This window comes from Amycolatopsis albidoflavus (assembly GCF_039525725.1).
In the GTDB taxonomy this organism is placed as follows: domain Bacteria; phylum Actinomycetota; class Actinomycetes; order Mycobacteriales; family Pseudonocardiaceae; genus Amycolatopsis; species Amycolatopsis albidoflava.
In genome coordinates this window covers 211948-233371 of the sequence record NZ_BAAAHV010000016.1, presented here as the reverse complement: position 1 = coordinate 233371, position 21424 = coordinate 211948, and the positions used below count along the sequence as shown (strand labels likewise).

The following is a 21424-nucleotide window of genomic DNA, read 5'->3' as shown; positions in this document are numbered from 1 at the left end:
AGGATGCGCCGGTGAGCCAACCGATCGAGGAGATCGTCGAAATCACCGGATGGACCGGAGGAATCCGCCGAGGCCGCGACTGGGCTGACGTTGAACAGGCCGTCGGCATCCGCGTCCCCGACGACTACAAGGCGCTGATGGCCAAGTTCCCGTCAGGCTGCTTCCGCGGCGCCGTGAACTTCAGCAATCCCATCGACGCGCGCATCGACCTGGCCGAGTTCGTCCGTGAAGACATCCACGGCGTGCTCGAGTCCTTCTCCGGCACATGGAACAACAAACTCGAAGGCACAGACTACCGACTGTTCCCCGAACCCGGCGGCCTCCTCCCCTGGGCCGACGACACCTGCGGCGGCGTGTTCTTCTGGCGGACCAGCTCCGAAAACCCGAACCACTGGCCGGTGGTCTTCTGGGACCGCGGCATGTCCGAGTGGAACGAGCACCCCGGCGGAATGGTCGAGGTCGTCTGGGAGGTCCTCACCCGTACCGGCGAGGACAACATCCTCCGCATGGATCTCGGCTACGAAAAACCGATCTTCCGAGTCCCGTCAACCCACCTGGGAGACGGCGAATGGCTGCCCCACAAGGAATACCGCTGACCGAGCACGGAAAATCAGCCGTCTGTCTCCGCTGACGCGAGGCGCTCGATGATCCGCCGCGGCACCTGGATCAGCACCCCGCTCGCCACGCCGAGCGCACCGAGCATGGACAGCGTCACCGTATTCGACACATCCACCGCATGCGCGAGCCCTGCCTCCGGCGCACTCAGCAGGATCACTGCCCGCGCCACTGCCGCGGCCAGCAGAATCGCGCCCATCGACGCGGTCAACGCGCGCTGCCACCGCCGATACCGCGGCACGGAACCCCACGCGTACGCGAAAGCCCGCTCCCGCGCCGGGTCGCCGAAACTCGCGGCCGACGCAGCGAAAACGTGCGTCAGCGGAGCCCGCCGAAACAGTGTGGCCAAACAGAAAATCCCGGCTGCCAGAACGTAAGCTGCCTCGCGCAACGCGGCCACTCGCGGGTTCTGCGTCACCAGCGTCAGGGTGAGCGTCGTGGCCAGCTCGACCAGGACCAGCAGCCCGACCAGGTCGAGCCGGCGACGGCGGATCGTCGCAGCCACGGCGAGCGCCGCGACTGCCAGCGCCGGTCCGGTCAACGACCAGAAGACACCCACCCCGCAGGCACGCAGCACGTAATAGCCCCCGACGGAGACCGCGACCTCGAGCAGTGCCGTACCAAGACTCCGGCCCTCCATCAGCCCCTCCCCTCATAGCCTGTTACAGACTAGTACGATACAGACTATGGCACCTAGAGGGAACCTGTCGCCGGTCGTTCTAGCGGTTCTCGCGCTCCTGGCGGAGGAACCGCGACACGCCTACGGGATGCAGCAGCTGATCAAGGAACGCGGCGTCGACCTGGTCGTGAATGTCCGCACCCGGTCGGGTTTGCATACCGCGCTGGAGCGGCTCGTGCGCGACGGACTAGTCCGCGTGCACGCTGTCGAACGCGCGGAAGGGCGACCCGAGCGCACGCTTTACGAGATCACTCCGGCCGGGCGGGAAACGTTGCTGAGCGCGGTCCGGTCTGGCGTCGCGACCCCGGCTGCGGAGTTCCCGCTCTTCCCGGCGGCGGTGTCTTTTCTGCACCTGCTCACCCCGGAAGACGCCCTGGCTCAGCTGCGGCAGCGGATCGAGGCACTGCAGGAACGGCTCGACACCACCGAAGCAGTGCTCCGCGCCTCGCGTGAGGCCTATGTCCCGCGGCTGCATCTGCTGGAGCACGAACACCGCACGGCCGTTGTCACAGCGGAACTGACGTGGCTTCGCGAAGTGTGCGCAGACCTGGAGACCGGTGACCTCAGCTGGCAGCAATACACCTGACCTCACCAGCTGTCCGGCTGCCGCCCGTCCAAGTCCGTCACCCCGTACTCCCGCGCCAGCTCCGCCGAACTCACCGACCGCTGATTCCACCGATCCCGCCCCGGGTCCGCCGCCATCGCGGCCACCCCGCGGCCCACGTACCGCGGCGATTCCGACTCGGCAAACCCGGGCGGAGCCCCAGCCTCCAAGGCCGAGCGCCAGTTCTCCTCTGTGACCCCGTAAGCGTCGAGCATCATCTCCGACCGCAGCCACCCCGGCGTCACCGCGACCGCCGCGGCACCGTAAGCAGCAAGCTCGTGCCCCTGCGAAAACGCCAGCCGATTCACCGAAGCCTTGGCCAGGTCGTAAAACACCGAAATCCGATAGCGCGAAGCATTGTGCGCCAAGGTCCCGTCGGTAACCTCGACCACCAACCCGCCAGGCTCGCGGATCAGCAGCGGCAGCAGGAAATGCGACGTGACCAGATGTGTCTCCACACCGAGCCGCAGAATCCGCAACCCCGCGTCGAGGTCGTGTTCCCACACCGGCGTATTCCAGTCCGCCGGACCGCCCTTGAGCCGCTCGGCGCCCCAGATATCGTTGACCAGCAAGTGAAGCCGACCGTATTCGGACGAGACGAACGAGGCCAGCCGGCGGACATCGTCGTGGTCCAGATGATCCGCGACGACCGGAACGCCGACCCCGCCGAGCCGGGAGACCAGCGAAGCGGTCTCCTCGACCGTCTCCGGCCGGTTGTAGTCCGAACGCCGGAGTCCGAGACGGCTGCTGCGCCCAGTGCAGATCACGGTCGCCCCGGCCTCGCCGAGCGCGGCGGCGATGCCCCGCCCGGCACCGCGGGTCGCCCCCGCGACGAGGGCGACCCGGCCGTGCAGATCAGGCGGCATCGGGCCAGTGTGGCACCAGCGGGCCGAAAACTCAGCTCGAAACCGTGCTCAGCTCCCGGCCCCGCAACGCGAAACGCTGGATCTTGCCGCTCGGCGTCTTCGGCAGTTCCGCCACGAAATGGATCCGCCGCGGGTAAACGTGTGCGGCCAGACGGGTTTTGACCGTCTGCTTCAGCTCGTCGACCAGCTCGTCCGACCCGTCGACGCCCGGGTTCAGCACGACGTAGGCCACCACCAGCTCGCCGCGCAATTCGTCCGGCGCGCCGATCACCGCGGCCTCCGCGACGGCCTCGTGCTGCGTCAGCGCGCTTTCCACCTCGAACGGGCCGATCCGGTAGCCCGCCATGAGAATGACGTCGTCGTCGCGGGAACCGAAGGTCAGGTAGCCGTCGCGGTCGCGGGCGGCGATGTCGCCGGTGTAGTACCAGCGGCCGTCGGCGCTGAAGCGTTCCGCGGTCCGCTCGGGGGCGTCGCGGTAGCCGGAGAACGGCATCAGCGGGCTGGCGGACACGTCGATCGCGACGCGGCCGGTTTCGCCTGCCTCCGCGATCTCGTCGCTGCCCGCCTTCAGCACCTCGACGGCGAACCCGGGCAGCGGCCGTCCCATCGACCCGGTCTTGACCGGCGCGATCAGGGCCGGATGCCAAGCGTTGCCGACGACCATGCCGGTTTCGGTCTGGCCGTAGTGGTCGCGCACGGGGCAGCCGAGCGCCTCCTCGGCCCAGGTCACGACGTCCGGCGTCAGCGGCTCCCCCGCCGACGAGCAGTGCCGCAGCCGCAGCCCGGCCGGCACCGGCAGGCCCGAGCTGCGCAGCGCGCGGTACACCGTGGGGCCGGCGGTGAAGTTGGTGACGCCGAAGCGTTCGAGCACCTGCCAGGTCAGTTCGGGGGTGAAGCCGGCGTGCAGCAGCAGGCTGCGCCGTCCGGTCGCGAGCGGGCCGAGCAAGGCGAAGTACAGCCCGTACGCCCAGCCCGGGTCGGCGGCGTTCCAGAAGACGTCCTCGTCCGTCTGGTCGAGGCAGAACTGCTGGTAGGAGTGGATTCCGGCGAGCCCGCGCAGCGGCACCGGCACGGCCTTCGGGGTGCCGGTCGTGCCGGAGGTGAAGATCTCGACCAGCGTGCCGTCGCCGCCGACCGCGACCGGGTCGGGCAGCGGGTGCGGCTCGTCCAGCAGCGCGGCGAAGGACAGATCGCCGCCGGACGCCTCGCCGGTCGTCACGACGATCCGCGACGGGTCGGCGGGCAGGTCCTCGCCGGGGTCGAGCTTGGCGCGCTGACCTGCGTCGACGACGACCACGCGGGTTCCGTTGCCGACGATCCGCTGGGCGATCGCGGGCGGCGCGAAAGCGGTGAACAACGGCACATGGACCGCGCCGAGCCGCCAGATCGCGAGCAGCGCGGTGACCAGTTCGGCGGACTTGCCCATGAGCGTCGCGACCCGGTCGCCGGGACGCACGCCGTGCGCGGCCAGCGCGGCGGCGAACCGGGCGGAAGCGGCCTCGAGCTGGCCGTACGTGAGGTCGCGGCTGCTGAGGTCGTCCTCGACGAGGGTGAACGCGACGGCGTCGGCGGGATGGCGTCCGCACAGCAAACGGGTCGCGTCCGCGTCCGGCGCGGCGTAGGTCTGCAGCAGGTCGAAGGTGGTCCGCTCAGGGCTCACAGCGTGCTCCACGGTCGTCGTTGGCCGGTGTCGGCGGTACTATCACCGCACGTCAGCAGGCCCACTACCCCCGAAAAGGGGTGACGCCCCGATGCCCGTCACCGATCCCGGCCCGGCCGAGGACGTCGCGGAGGTCCGTCGCGCGCTGGTGCGGCTGCGCGCAGCCGCGCAGGTCCCGCTGTCCTTCGGCGGCGTGGTCGCCGACGGTCGACGGCTGCGGATGACCGAGCTGGTCGGGAACTCGACGACGTCGCTGCTCGGCCTGGTCGTCGCGGAGGGCAAGGGCCTGGGCGGGCGCGCGATCGGCGTGCGGAAACCGGTGGTGCTGCCGGACTACTACACCAGCGAAGCGATCAGCCACCACTTCGACCGCGCCGTGCAGGCCGAGGGCGTGCGCTCGGTAATGGCGGTGCCGGTGATCGTGTCCCGCACCGTCCGAGCGGTCCTCTACGGAGCGGTCCGCGAACACGTCCGCTTCGGCGACCGCTCGGTCACCGCGATGGTCGAAGTGGCCCGTGACCTGGAGCAGGAGCTGGCGATCCGCGCCGAGGTGCGGCGCCGGCTGGAACTGCTCGCCCCCGTCCCGGACGTCGGGTCCGGCGAACCGGCCGATCGCGAAACGGTCCGGGACAGCCATGCCGAGCTCCGTCGCATCGCCGCTTCCCTCGACGATCCGGAGTTGCGCGATCGTCTCGACGCCGTCTGCCGCTCGCTCGCCGGCGGTGCGCCGGAAGGCCCGCAACCGACGCTGTCGGCGCGCGAGCTGGACGTCCTGGCCGGAGCCGCGGCCGGGCAAACGAACGCGGACATCGCCGAGGCGCTCGGGTTGGGCGCGGAAACGGTGAAGAGCTATCTGCGCAACGCGATGCGGAAGCTGGACGCGAAGACCCGCCTCCAAGCGGTCAACGCCGCGCGCCGCGCCAACCTGCTGCCTTAGCCGTCCGTGAGGGCCACCTTCAGGGACTCTGAGTCCCTCAGGGTTCCCCTCACGACCTTCTCACGACGCGCTCGGCTGGCGAGAGCCAGCGACTCCAGCAACGGAACAGTCCGCTCCCACCCGAGGCAAGGATCCGTCCGGCTCACCGCCGGATCAGCGGGCACTCGCTCCGGATCCTGGGCCCCGTCCCGCAGATACGACTCGATCATCACCCCGGCGATCGCCGCCCCGTCGCGAATCTGCCCCGCCACGTCGGCGACCACGCCTGGCTGCCGGTTGTGGTCCTTCCCGCTGTTCCCGTGCGCGGCATCGACCACGGTTCTTCGCGGCAGCCCGGCCTCTCCCAAGACCGCCATCGCCTCGGCGACCGACGCCGCGTCGTAATTCGGCGCCGGACCACCGCGCAGCACCAGGTGCGCGTCCGGATTCCCGCTGCTGCGCAAGGTTTTCATCCGCCCGTCCACGCCCAGCCCCGGAAACGCGTGCGCCGCCCCGGCCGCGCGAATCGCGTCCACCGCGGGCCCCAGCCGTCCGGACACGCAGTTCTTCATCCCCACCGGCATCGGCAGCCACGACGCCAGCTGCCGGTGCGGCTGGCTGGCCACCGTCCGCGCCCCGATCGCACCCCAGCTCACCGTGTCCGCGACATACGGCGCCAGCACCGGATCCACGAACTCGTACGCCAGCGGCAGCCCGGTCGCCGCCGCGTCGAGCAGGAACTGCCGGCCCAGCCGGACGCCGGCGGCGAGATCGCCTTTGCCGTCCAGGGTCGGGTCCGGGAGGAACCCGGTCCAGCCGGTCACGGACCGCGGTTTCTCCAAGTATGCCCGCAAAACCACCACGAGGTCGTCCGCATACCGGGCCGCCGCGCCGGCCAGCAACCCGGCGTATTCCAGCGCTGCCTCCGGATCGTGCACCGAGCACGGGCCCACGATCACCAGCAACCGCGGATCGCGCCGGGCCAGCACCGCCGAGACCGTTTCGCGGTGCCGCGCGATGTCCGGCGCGACCCCGGCGGTCACCTCCACCGGGCTGGGCAATGTGTCCTGCATCTACCGGCTCCTTTCCTTAGGCAGCTTCGCCGCCCCGGCAGCCGCCACCACGACCAGTCCGAGCACCCACCAGAACGTGTCCGCGAAGGCCGCCGCGACGTCGACACCTCGTGCGGCCAAACGGTTTTGCAACACCAGCGCGAGAACAGCGGTCCCGACCGAACCGCCCAATGTGTTCAGCAGATTCAGCGCACCAGCCGCTTTCGGCAGGTGCGTCTTCTCAAGACTGCGGTACACCAACGCGAGCACCGGCGCACTGATCATCGCCGCTCCGAATCCGCGCAGCAACAAAGAAATGACCAACACAACATCCGGAAGTTCCGGACCCAGCTGAGTGAACGCCGCCGTGCCCAGCGCGACCAGGCCGATCCCGGACAACACCAGCGTCCGCGGAGCCGCCCGGTCCACAATGCGTTGCACCAGAACCGAACCCGCGGCTGCGCCGATTCCCTGCGGCACCAGCAGCAATCCGGTGTCCCACGCGCCCAGCCCGGCACCGCGTCGCAAATACAACGGGAGCAGGAACATCGTCCCGAACACCGACGCACCCAGCACGACCAACGCCAACGCGGCAGCGCCGAACGGCGGCCGGGTGAACAATCGCGGATCCAGCAACGGCGCTCGCACCCGCAATCCGTGCCGGACAAACGCCGCCAGCATCAGCAACCCCACCACGACCGCCGCGGAGGAAAGCAGCTTCGGATATCCGTCGGAGAACCCGGTCAGACCGAACACGACCGCAGCCAGTCCGGGGGAAAGCAAAGCCGCGCCGCGGAAATCGAACGGCTCGCGCGGATCAGTCGGCGCATCCGCGGCGACGTACCGGAGCCCGAGCAGCACCGCGACGACTCCGACCGGCAGGTTGACGTAGAACAGCCACGGCCAGTCCGCGACGTTGAGGATCGCCCCGCTCGCCAGCGGACCCAGCACCGGCGACAGCAACGGCACCACCCCGACGACGCTGATCAGCCGTCCGATCCGCTCCGGCCCGGCCGCGCGCGCCAGCAACGCCTGCCCGGTCGGCGGCAGCAGACCACCGGCCAGCCCTTGCAGCACCCGGAACGCCACCAGCATCGGCAGCGAACTCGCGAGCCCGCACAACAGCGACGCGAGCACGAACACGACCACAGCGGTCAGCCACGTCCGCCTCCCGCCGAACCGCGCCGCAAGCCAGCCGGACGCGGGAACCGCAGCCACCACCGCCAGTAGATACGCCGTGGTGACCCACTGGACCTCAGTGACGGACGCGTCGAACCGCTGCGCCAGCGTCTCGACGCCGACCGAGACGATCGTGCTGTCGAGGGTAGCCATGAACGTGCCCAGCACGAGCACGAACGCGGTCCGCCACAGGTTCACCGCAGCCACTCGCCCGCGTCCTCGTCCAGCCGCGAGGGAAGCTCGGCCAGGAAGCGCAGCAGGTCCGCTACCAGCGACCGGGCTTCGGCGGCCGACAGAATCCCGGCCTGGTAACCGAATACGCCGGACCAGCCACCCGCGAGTTCGGGAACGACGGTCACCGTCATCGGATAGTGCGTGCGTTCGCGGAAGCGGGTCCCGGTGATCGTCAGTCCAGGTGCCGGTTCGCGCAATTTCGCCGGGTCCACCGGGTAGTTCTCGAACACGACGAGGCTGTCGAATAACCGGTCCTGGCCAGTCAGCGCGCACAGCTCCGCCAGGCCGACGTGCTGATGCGCCAGCAATTCCTGTTGCCGGGATTGGGTTTTCGCGAGGGTCTCCGCCACCGTGCCGGTGAACCGAACTCGTACTGGCACGGTGTTGGCGAGCAGTCCGAGGATCTCCTCGACACTGTCCACTTCGGACGTCCGGCCGGACACCATCGCCCCGAACGCGACATCGGCCACCCCAGCGCGCGCGGCGAGCACGGCTGCCCACGCACCCTGCAGCAAAGTCCCCGCGGTGACCCCGTGTTCGGCACCGGCCCGAGTCAAGGCGGAGACCAGCTCGGCGTCCACAGTGAACAGTTCCGGCTCGGCCGCCGCAGACCGTCCACTCAGGAGTTCCCGCGGCGGCAGACCCGCCAGTTCCGCTCGCCACGCGTGCCCGCTGACCGCATGGTCCCGCGCCGCGAGCCACCGCGTGTACCGCGACACCGGCACCGCCTCCGGCAGCGACTCGCCCGAATACCCGGCGAACAACTCAGCCAGAATCCGCGGCGCCGACCAGCCGTCCGACAGCAGGTGATGGCTGGTCACCACGAGTTCGTGCCGATCCGGGCCGCGCCGGAGCACGGTGACCCGCAGCAACGGCCCACCAGCGAGATCGAACGGCTCGGCGAGATCTTCGGCGAGCAACCGCTCGACGTCATCCGCGACCGAGCGCACCCGGAAGCCGACCCGCGGTTCCGTCGGCAGCACCTGCACCTCGTGCCCGGCCGGGAAAACCGCGCCCAGGTTCGGATGCCGCCGCACCAGCGCGTTCGCCGCCGCCTCCAACGCGGGTACGTCCAGTGCTCCGGCCAGCGAGAACGCCGCCTGCACCGGGTAAGGATCCTCGTCAGCCGCCCGCGATTCACGCAGGATCAGCTCCTGCAGCGGCGTCAGCGGCAGCAGCTCGCCAGCGGGTACCGCAGCGGCCAGCGCCGCGAGTTCCTGCTGGAACGCCGCGCCCAAAGCCGCGACCTCGTCCGCGCTGAACTCCGAGGACGGCCAGGTGAACCGCACGGCCAGGCGGTCGTCGCGCACCATCGCGTTCACCATCAACGCGTGCCCGAGCGGTCCGCCGGCGGAACCGAGCGGATCGGCGTCCGGCGGACGCTGCCACGGCGTCTCCGCCTGCGGTGCCGCCTCGAATCGGCCGAGGTAGTTCCAGCTGACGTCCGCGCCGGTCGACGTTCCGCCGAGGATTCCGAACCCGAGCCCGTCGCCGGCGGCGCGGAGTTGATCGCGGACCGCGGCAATCGCCGTCTCCCCCGCTGGCGGGGTGATCCGCGCCGGGTACATCGCGGTGAACCAGCCGACCGTCCGGGACAGGTCGACCGCTCCGGCGAAGTCCGGCGTGTGGTCCGGACGGCCGTGGCTCTCCAGCGCGACGAGCAATTCCGAACCGCGCCAGGCCTGGTAAGCCCGCGCGAACGCAGTGAGCAGCACGGTGTCCGGACCGGTCCGGTACGCGCCTGGCAACGTCGTCAGCACCGCCTGCGTGACTTCCGCGGACATCTCGATCTCGTGGTGCCGCGCAGATCCGCTCACTGCCCGGGCGGAAGCCGAAACCCGTTGCCAGTGCGGGCTTTCCACCTCCCGAGCGGACTTGGCCGCGACCAACGCGCGCGCCCAGCCGAGGAACGACGGCCCGCGATCCGCCAGTTGGTGGCCGAGGTACGCCTGCTCAAGGTCGTCGAGAAGAATCCGCCACGACACCGCGTCCACGACGAGGTGATGCGCGACCAGCGCAAGCCGCCCCGGACGCGCCGGTCCGGCATCCACCCACACCGCACGCAGCATCGGCCCGGTCCGCGGGTCCATTGTGGACCGGACAGCCGCGATCTGGTCGTCCAGCAACGCCCGCAGATCCGCGTCCTCGCCCGCCGGGACGACCATCAGCACGTCCGCGCCGGTCACCGTGCCCGGTTCCGGAACGCGCAGCACCTCGCCGGCCAAGTGCGAACGCAGCACATCGTGCCGTTCGAGCACCGCGTCCAGCGCCGCCCGCCACTTCGGCACATCGCCACCGGACGGCACGCAGACCTCGACCCACTGGCAGAACCCGTCCGCGTCCGAACCAGCGCGTTCCAGCAGTTCACGCATGACGGGCGTCAGCGGCGCGTCCCCGACTGCAGGAGTGAGATCCGGCGACACCACGCCGGTCTTGTCGCCGCAGCGGGCCGCGATCCCGGCGATCGTGCCGCCTTCGAAGACGTCCCGCGCGGTCAGGTGCAGGCCCTCCCGCCGGGCACGCGCGACCAGCCGAAGCGACGCGATGCTGTCGCCGCCGGCGTCGAGGAACCCGTCGTCGATCGTGATGTCCGGGCCGAGCAGCTCCCGAACCACCTGCAGCAGCACAGTTTCCGCCTCGGTCGCCGGTTGCCGAGCCGCAGCGACATTGCGCGGTCCAGGCGCGGGCAGCGCGGCCCGGTCAAGCTTTCCGCTGGGCCCGAGCGGCAACCGCTCCAGCGAAAGCACCGCCGACGGCACCATGTGCGCGGGCAGCTCAGCGGCCAGGTACTCGCGCAGCGCGGCCGGATCCGGGTCCGCGCCGTCGACCGGCACGACGTAGCCGACCAGCCGCCGGTCCCCCGGCCGGTCCTCGCGCACGAGCACGACCGCGGCCCGCACGTCCGGATGCCGCGCCAGCGCCGATTCGATCTCGCCCGGTTCGATCCGGAACCCGCGCAGTTTGACCTGGTGGTCCGCGCGGCCGAGGAACACCAGCTGCCCGTCCGGCCGCCAGCGCACGAGGTCGCCGGTGCGGTACATCCGGTCGCCGGGCGCGCCGAACGGGTCGGCCACGAACCGCTCCGCGGTCTGCCCCGGCCGGTTCACGTAGCCGCGCGCGAGCTTCGGCCCGGCCAGATACAGCTCGCCGGTGACGCCGGTCCCGACCGGCCGCAGCCCCGCGTCCAGCACATACGCCCGCACCTGCGGGTCCGGCCTGCCGATCGGCAGCGGCCCGGGATCGTCGGCGGAGTACACCCAGGTGACGGAGTTGATCGTGACCTCGGTCGGGCCGTAGGCGTTGAACAGCGCCCGCCGGCCGCCCCAGCGGTGCGCCAGCTCCGGGTCGAGCCGTTCGGCGCCGACCACGAAGAACACCTCCTGGTCCACCGTCGCGTCGTCCGGAATCGCGGACAGGAACGACGGCAGCAGGTTCAGCCCGGTGACGCGGTGTTGGGCGGCGTAGGCGAGCAGGTCGTCGCCGGACCCGCGGACCTCCTCCGGCGCGATCACCGAGGTGCCGCCGGACAGCAGCGGGAGGAAGAACTGCCAGTACGACACGTCGAAACTCGTGGACGCGAAGTGCAGGTACCGCTCGCCGTGCCGGATGCCGACGATGTCCTCCTGCAGCGCGACCAGGCTCGGAAGGCCGCGGTGGGTGATCGCGACGCCCTTGGGTTTTCCGGTGGTACCGGAGGTGTAGATCACGTACGCCAGCGAATCCGGCGACGGGACCGCCTCGTCCCAAGTGGACGGTCCATTCAGGACAACCGGGTCAATCACCGGAATGCCGAAGCCAGGATCCGAAGTGGACACCACGGCGGCAGGCGCGCTGTCTTTTACCAGATGCGCCAGGCGTTCCGCGGGATACGCGGGGTCCATCGGCACATGCACCGCACCGGCCTTGAGCACGCCGAACAGCGCGACGACCAGCTCGATGTCCCGCTCCAGCAGCACCGCGACCGGGTCCTGTTCCCGCACCCCGGCCGCGTGCAACGCGTGCGCGAGCTGGTTCGCTTTCCGGTCCAGTTCCGCGTAGGTCAGGCGGCGATCCCGGCACACCACGGCTTCGGCGTCCGGAGTTTCCCTTACCCAGCGAGCGAATTCCTCCAGACAGGTACCGGCTTCTCGCTCTGGTTCCGGGCCGGTTCCTCGCTGGAGCAGAGCTGTTTCCTCTTCCGTGCCAAGAGAACGCAGCCGCGCGATCGGTTGGTGCGGGTCGGCCACGATCTCGTGCAGCAGCGTCGTCAGCCAGCGGCCGTATGCCTCCACCGTCGGCTCGTCGAAGGAGTTCGGCTGATAGCCGAGGCCGATCGCGATCTCGTCGCCGGGCAGCACGATCACGGTCAGCGGGTAATGCGTCGCGTCGGTGATGTCGACGCCCGCGAGGTCCAGCCCAGGCGCGAGCGGCTCGCGTTCCCGGCTGGAGAGCGGGAAGTTCTCCATCACCAGCATCGTGTCGAATAGATCGCCGACGCCCGCCGCGCGCTGGATGTCCGGCAGGCCGAGGTGATGGTGGTCGGTGAGCCGCGCGTTCTCGTCCTGCACCCGCGCCAGCAACTCCGCGGCCGGATCGGACGGCGCGAACGTCACGCGCACCGGGATGGTCGTACCGAGCTGGCCGATCATCGCCTCTACACCGGGAACGTCGGACGGACGGCCCGACACCGGGCAGCCGAACACCACGTCTTGACGTCCGGTGAGCCGCGCCAGCAGAACGCCCCACGCGGTCTGGAACACCGCCGTCGACGTCACCCCGCGCTCGCGGGCGAAGACGCGCAGCTGTTCGCTGAACTCCGCGCCAAGCCCCACCCAGATCCGCTGTGGACGGTCTGAAGTGGACTCCGTGGTCGCCGGCGCGAGGCGAGTTCCTTCTTCCAGGCCAGCCAATGCGGTCTGCCAGGCCTCGACGGCCGCGTCGTGGTCGCGAGCGGCCAGCACCCGGTGGTACTCCGTGAGAGACGGCGCGACCGGAGCGGCCGGTCCGCCGCCCAGCTCGGCGTAGGTGGCCAGCAGGGCGCGGCCGACGAGCGGCATCGACCAGCCGTCGAGCAGCGCGTGATGGATCGTCAGGACCAGCCGGTGTTCGGCCGGGCCGAGGGTGAGCAGCAGGAACCGGATCAGCGGCGGCACCGCCGGGTCGAACGGCCGGGTCAGCTCGGCCGCGCATTCGCCGCCGGCATTCTCCGGGTGCTCGACGTGCCGCCAGTCCAGGTGCACTTCGGCAGGCACGACCTGCACGACCTCGCCCGCCGCCGTCGTGTGCAGGTGGACGCGCAGCGCCGGGTGCCGCCGCAGCAGTTCCCCGGCGGCGGCTCGCATCCGGTCCGGATCGAGCTGCCCTTCGAGCCGGGTGACCGCCTGCACGGTGTAGACGTCCGGACCGCCGCGCGTCAGCGTGTGGAACGAAAGCCCGGCCTGCAACGGCGTCGCGGGCAAGACGTCAGCGAGCGGGCCCTGCTGTTCGAGGGCGTCGATGTCGTCCTGAGTCAGCTTGACCAGCGGAAGGTCCGACGGCGTGAGGCCGCCGGCGGTCTCCCGCGCATGCTTGGCGAGCGCGGCGAGTGCCGCGTCCCATGCTTCCTGGAGGCGTTCGACCTCTTCCGGCGGCAGGACCCGGCTGGCGGCGGTCCATTCGACGGCGATCCGCGGCACGCTGTCCTCACGGACGAAGCAGTTCAGCGCGAGGACCTGCTCCAACGCCTTCGCGGGCGGTTCGATCACGGCGAACGGATCCTCGTCCGGCAGCTGCCAGCCGCCGGACAGCGGGGTGAACCGGCCGAGGTAATTGAGCAGAACGTCCGGCATTTCCGGCGTGAACTCAGCACCGGGATCCAGGTATCGGAGGACGCCGAACCCGACCCCGCCGTCCGGCACTGCTCGACGCGCTTCCTTGACCGCGCGCAGCAACCGATCGAGTGTGTCCACACCCGACAGTTCAATGTGGACCGGGTACTCGGCGGTGAACCAGCCGACGGTGCGCGCGAGATCCAAGCCTTCGCGGCCGTGGCCCTCCATCGTGACGGTCAACGCGTCTTCGTCGCCGCGCAGCGTTAGCACGAGCGCGGCGAGCAGCACCTCGTCGACTCCTGCGCGATAGGCCGCGGGCAGCGTCGTGAGGATCGCCGTGCTTTCCTCTTCGCTCGCGACGGTGACCGAACGATGCGCGGTGGCAACGGTGTCGCGCCTCGGGTCGAGCTTGCTCTTCTGCGCCGACCGCCAGTACTCCAGCTCCCCGCGCCGCGCACCGCTCGCGCCCTGTTCGGCGAGCGCCAGCGCATGACGTCGCCAGGAAGTGCGCACGGGCTCCAGAACTCCGCCCTCGCACGCGGTCTGCAGATCAGGCAGCAGAATCCGCCACGAAACCCCGTCGATCGCCAGGTGGTGCACGACGATCACCAACTGGTCCCCCACCAGCGCGACCCGCAGCATCTCCCCGGCGCGCGGGTCCAATTCGGACGCCAGCCGCTCCGCCGCTTCAGCCGGATTCCCCGTCTCCTCGCGGACCGACGCCGCGACTGCGCCCCGCGGCCGGATCACCAACGAGCCATCGGATTCGACGCGAAGCCGCAGCACGTCGTGGTGATCCAGAATCGCCTGAACGCCTTCGCACAGCCCGGGCACGGGACCGTCCACCCGGAGCACTGTCCACTGTGCATAGCCGACAATCGCGTCCAGATCCGGATTCAGGTCGAACAACGTCCGCACGATCGGCGGCGCCGGAACCTCGCCGATCGGCTCGTCCGGCTCACTGTCCGGTTCGGACAGATCCCGGCTCGCCGCCGCCAAGGCCGCGAAACTGCGCCGCGCCAGCAAATCCCGCGGCCGGAGGTCGAGCCCGTGCGCCCGCAATCGGCTGCTCACGCTGATCGCCGTGATGCTATCGCCGCCGAGAGCGAAGAAGTCATCGTCGACCGCGACCCGCTCAACACCGATCACCTCGGCGATCGCCGCGCACAGCAACCGTTCCCGCTCGGTTTGCGGCTCGCGTCCGCCGTCTGCCGCTGCCGGGGCAGGCAGCGCGGCCCGGTCGAGTTTTCCGTTGCCGGTCACCGGAAGTTCGTCCAGCACCACGACCGCCGCCGGGACCATCGCTTCCGGCAACCGCTGCGCGAGCGTCGCGCGAACGTCCTCCGCTACGAGCCCAGCACCGACGACGTACCCGATCAACCGCGGCCCGCGTACCGCCGCCGCAGCAGCCCGCACGCCCGGCACCGCGCCCAGCGCGCCCTCGACCTCGCCCAATTCCACGCGGTGGCCGCGAATCTTGACCTGCCCGTCACGCCGCCCCAGGTACTCCAGACCGCGCCCCGGCAGCCAGCGCACGACGTCGCCGGTGCGGTACATCCGCTCCCCCGGCGGCCCGAACGGATCGGCGACGAACCGCTCCGCCGTCCCGCCCGGACGGCCGACGTAACCGCGAGCCAGATGCGGCCCGGCGAGGTACAACTCCCCGCGACTGCCCGGCAGCACCGGGCGCAGCGCGGCGTCGAGCACGTACGCCCTCGTGCCCGGCACCGCGAACCCGATCACCGGTTCGGCTCCGGTGATCGGTGCACTGGCACCGTCCACAGTGGCCTCGGTCGGGCCGTAGATGTTGCGCGCCCGGATGCCGGACGACGCGACCCGCTGCCACAACGCTGGCGGCGTCGCCTCGCCGCCGAGCACCAGCAACGCCGGATCGAGCGAACCCGCGTCCAACAACGGCGCGGCCATCGACGGCGTCGTGTCGATGACGTCGATCCGGTCGCGCAGGAAAGCGGCGTGCAACGCGTCGACGTCGCGTGCGGTTTCCGTGTCGTAGACGTGCAATTCGTGCCCGCACAGCATCCACAGCAGCTGCTCGATCGCCGAGTCGAAGGCGAACGAATACGTGTGCGCAACGCGAAGCCGCCACCCCTGCGCGGTCTCGGCGACCGTGGTCGCTCGATGGTTCCGCAGCAACGTCTCCAGCCCGCCGGACCGGACCAGCACCCCTTTGGGCTGTCCCGTGGAGCCCGAGGTGAAGATGACGTACGCGAGATGTTCCGGATGGCGGTCCACATCGGACAGCTCCGCCGCCGAATACCCGTCGATCTCGGTCTGTACCAACGGCTCGTCCAACCGAAGCTGCGGCACTCCCGGCAGCAGATCGGAGTCCGTGATGGCGAGCTTCGGGGTCACCTCGGCGACCAGCGAGCGCAACCGTTCCGCCGGATGCGCCAGGTCCAGCGGCAGGAACGCCGCACCGGCGTCGAGAACCGCCAGCAGCGCCACGACCAGATCGACCGACCGGGGCAACGCCAGCGCCACCACGTCGTCCGCCCCGACGCCCCGCGCCCGCAACGCCCGCGCTAGCCGGTGCACCCGGTCCAGCACCTCGTCGCCGGTGAGCCGCTCGTCGCCGCAGACCAGCGCGGTCTGTCCGTGAAGGGCTCCTTGAGGGAATCTGATTCCCTCAAGGAGCCCTTCACGGACCTCCGGCGCGGCAATGGCAGGCGTCGACCACTCGGCGAGCAACGCATCGACGTCCGGAACCAGGTCCACCCCGCCGACCACCGGCGCGTCCGCCCCAGTGAACGCGGAGATCAACGCCTTCAACGCCGTGAGCTGCGCGTCAACGCCAGCCTGATCCTGCGACCGGGCATCGACCTCGAACCCGAGCAGCAGCCCGCCGCCGGTCGTCGGCAGCACGCTGAGCCCCATGTCCTCGGGCGGCCCGCCCGCGACGTTCCGCATCGTCCCGCGCGCTTCGCCGAACGCCAGCTCCAGGTCGAACGCCTTGAGGTTGATCCCGCGTCCGTGCAGCAACGCTCCCGCGCCGGGCACCGCCAGATCCTGCGGCAGATTCTCGCCCCGATACCGCTGGTGCGCACGCATTTCCCGCAGCGCCTCCGCGACCCGCGCGGTCAGCTCCTCCGGCCGGTCGCCCGGCTGCACGCGGACCCGCAGCGGCAGCACGTTGACCGCCATCGCCGGAGTGCGCAACGCCGCCCCCACCCGGCACATCAACGGCACCGCGAACACGACGTCCGCCGTCCCGAGCACCCGGTGCAGGAACGCCGCGTAAGACGCGATCAGCGCGTCACCCCAGGTCGTCCCGGCGCGCTTCCCCAGCTCGGCAAGACCGGCGACCTCGTCCGCGGTGAGTTCGGCGCGCGCTGTGAATGTCGCTTCCGGCAGTCCGGCCGCGCTCGCGTCCTCGGCCAGCTCCGGCATCGGCGTGAACCGATCGCACCAGTACGCGCGGTCCTTCGTGAACCGCTCGCTCATCCGGTACGCACGGTCGGCGTCCACCAGGTCGGCGAACCGGCCGAACGTCGACGGCGGCACCTCTTCGCCCCGCACCGCGGCGGTGTACCGGGCGGCCGTGCGGCGGGCAAGCATCGCCGCGGTGTACCCGTCGAACACCAAATGGTGGCCGAGCTGGGTAAACCACACTTCAGTGTCGGAAAGCCGGAGGATCAGGTGCGAGAACAACGCCCGGTCCAGCATGCCGCGACACGCCTCGGCCACCCGCTGCCGCTCCGCCGCGACCCGTGCGTGTGCGGCCGCCAGCGGGTCCGATTCCCCTTGCAGGTCAACGATCTCCGGCAACGGAACCGGCTCGGCGGACACGGTTTGCCGCGGGCCGTCCGGAGTGTCGAGCACCCGCAGGCGAAGGCTTTCGGCCTCCTCGGCGGTCGCCCGGATCGCCTCGGCCAGCGCCGCGACATCGACCGGTGCGCCGGAGATCTCGATGACATCGCCGACGAGGTAGTAAGGCGAATCCGGTTCCAGCCGCTGCGCGTTCCAGATGCCCAGCTGGGCGCTGGTCAGCTCGAGGGTGGCAAGTGCGGTGCTCAACAGGTGTCTCCTGGGGTCAGAGCGACGGCACGACCATCGGCGTCCCGGTGACCGGATCGGGCACCACGACGCTCGGCAGGTCGAAGACTTCCTTGATCAGGTCGGCGTCCACGACGTCGCCGGGCGCGCCCTCGGCGACGACCCGGCCGTCGCGCATCGCGACCACGTGGTCGGCGTAGCGGCAGGCCTGGTTGATGTCATGCAGCACCGCGATCACCGTGCGGCCCTCGTCGCGCAGCCGCTTCAGCAACTCCAGCACCTGGTACTGGTGCGCGATGTCGAGGAACGACGTCGGCTCGTCGAGCAGCAGGTACGGCGTGCGCTGCGCGAGCACCACCGCGATCCACACCCGCTGCCGCTGCCCGCCGGACAGCTCCTGCACCGGACGGTCGGCGAGCCCGGCGACCCCGGCCGCGGTCATCGCGCTGACCACCGCCGTCTCGTCCTCCTCCGACCACGACGACAGCAGCGACTGGTGCGGGAACCGGCCGCGCGCGACCAGCTGCCGGACGCGGACGTCCTCAGGCGCGGACGGATCCTGCGGCAGGAAGCCGAGTTCCCGCGCCAGCGCCTTGGCCGGATACGCCCCGACCTCACGGCCGTCGAAGGTCACGCCGCCGTCGGACGGACGGAGCAGCCGGACGAACGCGCGCAGCAATGTCGATTTGCCGCACGCGTTCGGGCCGACCACCGCGGTGAACGCGCGGTCGGGAACGTCGAGCTGCAACTGCGTCGACACGACGCGGTCGCCGTAGCGCAGGGTGAGATCCCGCGCGGTCAAGCGGGCGGTCACTTCCGCCGCACCTCCTTGGTGAGCAGCCAGATCAGGTAGCAGCCGCCGATCGCCGTGCTGACCACGCCGACCGGCAGCGACACCGGCGCGAGCAGCATCTGCGCTGCGAGGTCCGCGCCGGCGAGCAGCACCGCGCCGGTCAGCGCGGCGGGCAGCAGCGGAATGCCGGGCGCGCGGGCGAGCCTGCGGCCGATCTGTGGGGCGGCGAGCGCGACGAACGCGATCGGCCCGGCCACCGCGGTGACCGTCGCCGTGCAGGCGACTCCGATCACGACCAGTTGCAGCCGCAGGGATTCGTGCCGGACGCCGGTCGTCACCGCGAGTTCCGTGCCGAGCGCCGCCTGGTGCAGCGCGGGCGCGCGGGTCAGCAGCACCGCGAACAGCACCGCCAGCACCCCGAACGGCACCGCGACGTCGCTCCAGCCGATGCCGTTGAGCGAACCGGCGCTCCAGCCGACCGCCGCGATCGCGACTTCCAGGTCGGCGCGCAGCACGATCCAGGAGTTCAACGCGGTCAGCATCGCGTTGATCGCGATCCCGATGACGATCAGCCGCAACCCGGACCGGCTGCCGCCCATCGAAAGCAGGTAGACCGCGGCCGCGGTGACCAGCCCGCCGAGCACCGACGCGAACGTCAGCTGCGCCGGCGACCCGGACAGCACGGTCATCGCGATCAGCGCACCGGTGTAGGCCCCGGAATCGAGGCCGATCACGTCCGGGCTGCCGAGCGGATTCCTGGTGACGTTCTGGAAAATCGCCCCGGCCAACCCGAGCGCCGCGCCGAACACCAGCCCGGCCGCCACCCGCGGCAGCCGCCATTCGCGGATCACCACGCCCGGTCCGCCGCCGGATCCGCCGAGTGCGGCGAACACCCGCGCCGGGCTCGCCCAGGCCGCGCCGTAGCAAAGCCCCAGCAACGCAAGCCCGGCGAGAACGACGCCCAGCACGGCGACGAGGACGACCGTGCGGCGCTCGACCCGCAGCGAAACCCGCCCCCGGCGGAACACGAACGCGGTCACAGCGCGGCCGTCCCGTACTTGCGGACCGCCCAGATCAGCACCGGACCGCCGACGAACGCCGTCACGATCGCGACCGGCACCTCGCCGGTCGGCAGCAGCACGCGCGAACCGATGTCCGACACCAGCAGCAGAATCGGGCCCAGCACCACCGCGAACGCGGTCAGCCACGGCACCGAAGCGCCCGCCGCGCGCCGCGCGAGATGCGGCACGATCAGGCCGACGAACAGAATCGGCCCGGCCACCGCGGTCGCCGCGCCGGCCAGCAACGTGATCAGCAACAGCGTCACCGCGCGGATTCGGGCCACGCGCGCACCGAGCGTGTGCGCGACGGTGTCGCCCAGCGCGAGCGCGTTCAGCTGACGGCTCAACAGGAACGCGGCAAGCACGCTCACCGCGATCACGATCAGCGGCACGGTCAGCGGAGCCTGCTCCCGGCCGGCCAGCGAACCGACCGCCCAGAACCGGTACCGGTCGAAGGTGTCCGGCAGCAGCAGCCGCAGCCCGAGCGAAACACCGCTGAGCACGAAGGTCAGCGCGGTGCCGGTCAGCACCATCCGCAACGGCGACCGCCGGCCGACCGCGTACACCAGCAGCGTCGCCAGCACCGCGCCGAGCACGGCGAACAGCAGCTCCCCTGACTCGGAAACGGCGATGCCGAGCGCGGAACCGATCGTGATGGCGAACCCGGCCCCGGCCGTCACGCCGAGCACGCCGGGTTCGGCCAGCGGGTTGCGCGACAGCACCTGGACGAGCACCCCGGCCACCGCGAGCGCCGCGCCGACGCCGACCGCCAGCAGCGCGCGCGGCGCCCGGACGTCGCGCACCACCGCCTGATCGGCCGGGTCGCCGTGCCCGAAAATCGCCTGGAGCACCTCCGCCGGCGCGATGCCGTGCGCCCCGACGCCCACGCTGATCACGGCCACCGCCGCCAGCAGGACGACGGCGGCGGCCAGCAGCGCGGTCCGGCTGCGCGCGGTCACTTCTTCAGCAGCGGCGCGAACGCCTGGTCCACCGCGTCCAGCGTCTTCATCGCCGCCCGGTAGGTGGCCGCCTCGGTGTAGCGGAAGGCGAACGTCTTGCCCGCCTTCACCGCGGGAAGTTCCTTCCACAGCGGCGAATCGAGCACGTACTTCACCGCGGGCGGCACCGAGCCGTCCGGCTTGACCGAGTAGGTGATCGCGTCCGCCTGCGCGAACGCGGTCGGCAGCTCCTCGATCGACGGGTACTCGCTGACGTCCTTCGAGCCGCCGCCCTTGACCTTCACCTGGCCGTAGTAGTTCGCGCCGAGGTCCTGTGCGATGTTGGTGCCCCAGGAATCCTTGAACTCGCGCTGGAAGTTGCCCTTCGCGACCTCGCCGTACGCGCCGACGTGACCGAGTTTCAGCTGCGGCAGCACGGCTTTGTACTTGTCCGCGAGCTGCTTGGCCTTCGCCTCGTACTCCTGGCGCGCGGCGTCGAACCCGGCCAGCGCGCCCGCCGCGTCGGACTGCTTGCGCGAAAGCTCCCGCCACGCCGACGGCACCGACGGCCCGATCGCCACGACCGGCGCGATCTCCTGCAGCCGCTTGACGTCGATGTCCGCGAGCACCGGCTTCGGCACGCCGATCACGATCAGGTCCGGATCGGCCTGCGCGATGGCCTCGTAGTTCGTCTCGGCGGCCTGCTCGCCCGCGACCTTCGGCAGCTCGTCGTACTTCTTGCGGTCCTCGGTCGTCATCATCGGCAGGCCGCGCTTCCACGTCGAAATCCCGACAAGCGGAGCCTTCGCCTCGAGCAGCGCCGGGACGGCGTAGCCGGTCGCGATCACGCGCTTCGGCTTGACCGGGATCTTGATCTCGCCGTTGTCGGCGGCGAACGCGCGGGTCGGGGCGTCGCTCCCGCCGCTTTGTGCGTCACCGGAGCCGCAGCCGGCGACGACGGTGAGGGCGACCGCGAGGGCAGCGGCGGCGAGACGGGTCTTTCTGGTGACGGTCATGCGAGGGT

Annotated in this window: 13 protein-coding genes; 3 read left to right on the top strand and 10 right to left on the bottom strand. The window is 70.8% G+C overall.

The genetic code is table 11. The annotated features are described in order from the left end of the window. Positions 1-11: 11 nt before the first annotated feature. On the top strand, positions 12-596 hold the full coding sequence (locus ABD156_RS27225) for an SMI1/KNR4 family protein (RefSeq protein ID WP_344279614.1): 585 nt from the start codon (positions 12-14) through the stop codon (positions 594-596). A 14-nt stretch (positions 597-610) separates the two neighbouring features. Here the strand turns inward: ABD156_RS27225 and ABD156_RS27220 are convergent, their stop codons facing one another. Beyond that, entirely contained in the window at positions 611-1255 is a 645-nt protein-coding gene (locus ABD156_RS27220; RefSeq protein ID WP_344279611.1) for a VC0807 family protein, read from the bottom strand. A gap of 46 nt (positions 1256-1301) precedes the next feature. On the opposite strand from ABD156_RS27220, the gene ABD156_RS27215 reads away from it, so the two are divergent. Beyond that, positions 1302-1880, top strand: coding sequence for a PadR family transcriptional regulator (locus ABD156_RS27215; protein WP_344279608.1), 579 nt, complete (start codon positions 1302-1304; stop codon positions 1878-1880). A 2-nt stretch (positions 1881-1882) separates the two neighbouring features. Here the strand turns inward: ABD156_RS27215 and ABD156_RS27210 are convergent, their stop codons facing one another. Next, positions 1883-2764 (bottom strand): SDR family oxidoreductase, encoded by an 882-nt coding sequence (locus ABD156_RS27210; protein ID WP_344279605.1) that lies wholly within the window; start codon positions 2762-2764, stop codon positions 1883-1885. A 31-nt stretch (positions 2765-2795) separates the two neighbouring features. Beyond that, on the bottom strand, positions 2796-4424 hold the full coding sequence (locus ABD156_RS27205; RefSeq protein WP_344279603.1) for an AMP-binding protein: 1629 nt from the start codon (positions 4422-4424) through the stop codon (positions 2796-2798). Positions 4425-4515: 91 nt separating this feature from the next. On the opposite strand from ABD156_RS27205, the gene ABD156_RS27200 reads away from it, so the two are divergent. Continuing rightward, positions 4516-5361 (top strand): LuxR C-terminal-related transcriptional regulator, encoded by an 846-nt coding sequence (locus ABD156_RS27200; RefSeq protein WP_344279600.1) that lies wholly within the window; start codon positions 4516-4518, stop codon positions 5359-5361. Here the strand turns inward: ABD156_RS27200 and ABD156_RS27195 are convergent. The 7 genes from ABD156_RS27195 to ABD156_RS27165 are packed head-to-tail and all read right to left on the bottom strand — an operon-like array spanning position 5358 to position 21416. Next, positions 5358-6413, bottom strand: coding sequence for a 3-deoxy-7-phosphoheptulonate synthase (locus ABD156_RS27195; RefSeq protein ID WP_344279597.1), 1056 nt, complete (start codon positions 6411-6413; stop codon positions 5358-5360). The two genes, ABD156_RS27200 and ABD156_RS27195, sit on opposite strands and share 4 nt — an antisense overlap. Further along, positions 6414-7724, bottom strand: a complete 1311-nt coding sequence (locus ABD156_RS27190; protein WP_377926641.1) for an MDR family MFS transporter — start codon at positions 7722-7724, stop codon at positions 6414-6416. Between the two features lie 41 nt (positions 7725-7765). Next, positions 7766-17629, bottom strand: coding sequence for an amino acid adenylation domain-containing protein (locus ABD156_RS27185; RefSeq protein WP_344279593.1), 9864 nt, complete (start codon positions 17627-17629; stop codon positions 7766-7768). 16 nt (positions 17630-17645) lie between these two features. Then, positions 17646-18422 carry an ABC transporter ATP-binding protein gene (locus ABD156_RS27180; protein WP_344279590.1) on the bottom strand — a complete coding sequence of 259 codons (777 nt, stop codon included), beginning with the start codon at positions 18420-18422 and terminating at the stop codon, positions 17646-17648. Then, entirely contained in the window at positions 18419-19441 is a 1023-nt protein-coding gene (locus tag ABD156_RS27175) for a FecCD family ABC transporter permease (protein WP_116199907.1), read from the bottom strand. Before ABD156_RS27175 ends, ABD156_RS27180 begins: the two co-directional genes overlap by 4 nt. Next, positions 19438-20421: a FecCD family ABC transporter permease gene (locus ABD156_RS27170; protein ID WP_344279586.1), complete on the bottom strand. Its 984-nt coding sequence runs from the start codon at positions 20419-20421 to the stop codon at positions 19438-19440. Before ABD156_RS27170 ends, ABD156_RS27175 begins: the two co-directional genes overlap by 4 nt. Further along, the gene (locus ABD156_RS27165; protein ID WP_344279583.1) at positions 20418-21416 is read right to left on the bottom strand and encodes an ABC transporter substrate-binding protein; all 999 of its coding nucleotides are present in this window, start codon (positions 21414-21416) and stop codon (positions 20418-20420) included. Before ABD156_RS27165 ends, ABD156_RS27170 begins: the two co-directional genes overlap by 4 nt. Between the last annotated feature and the right edge of the window lie 8 nt (positions 21417-21424).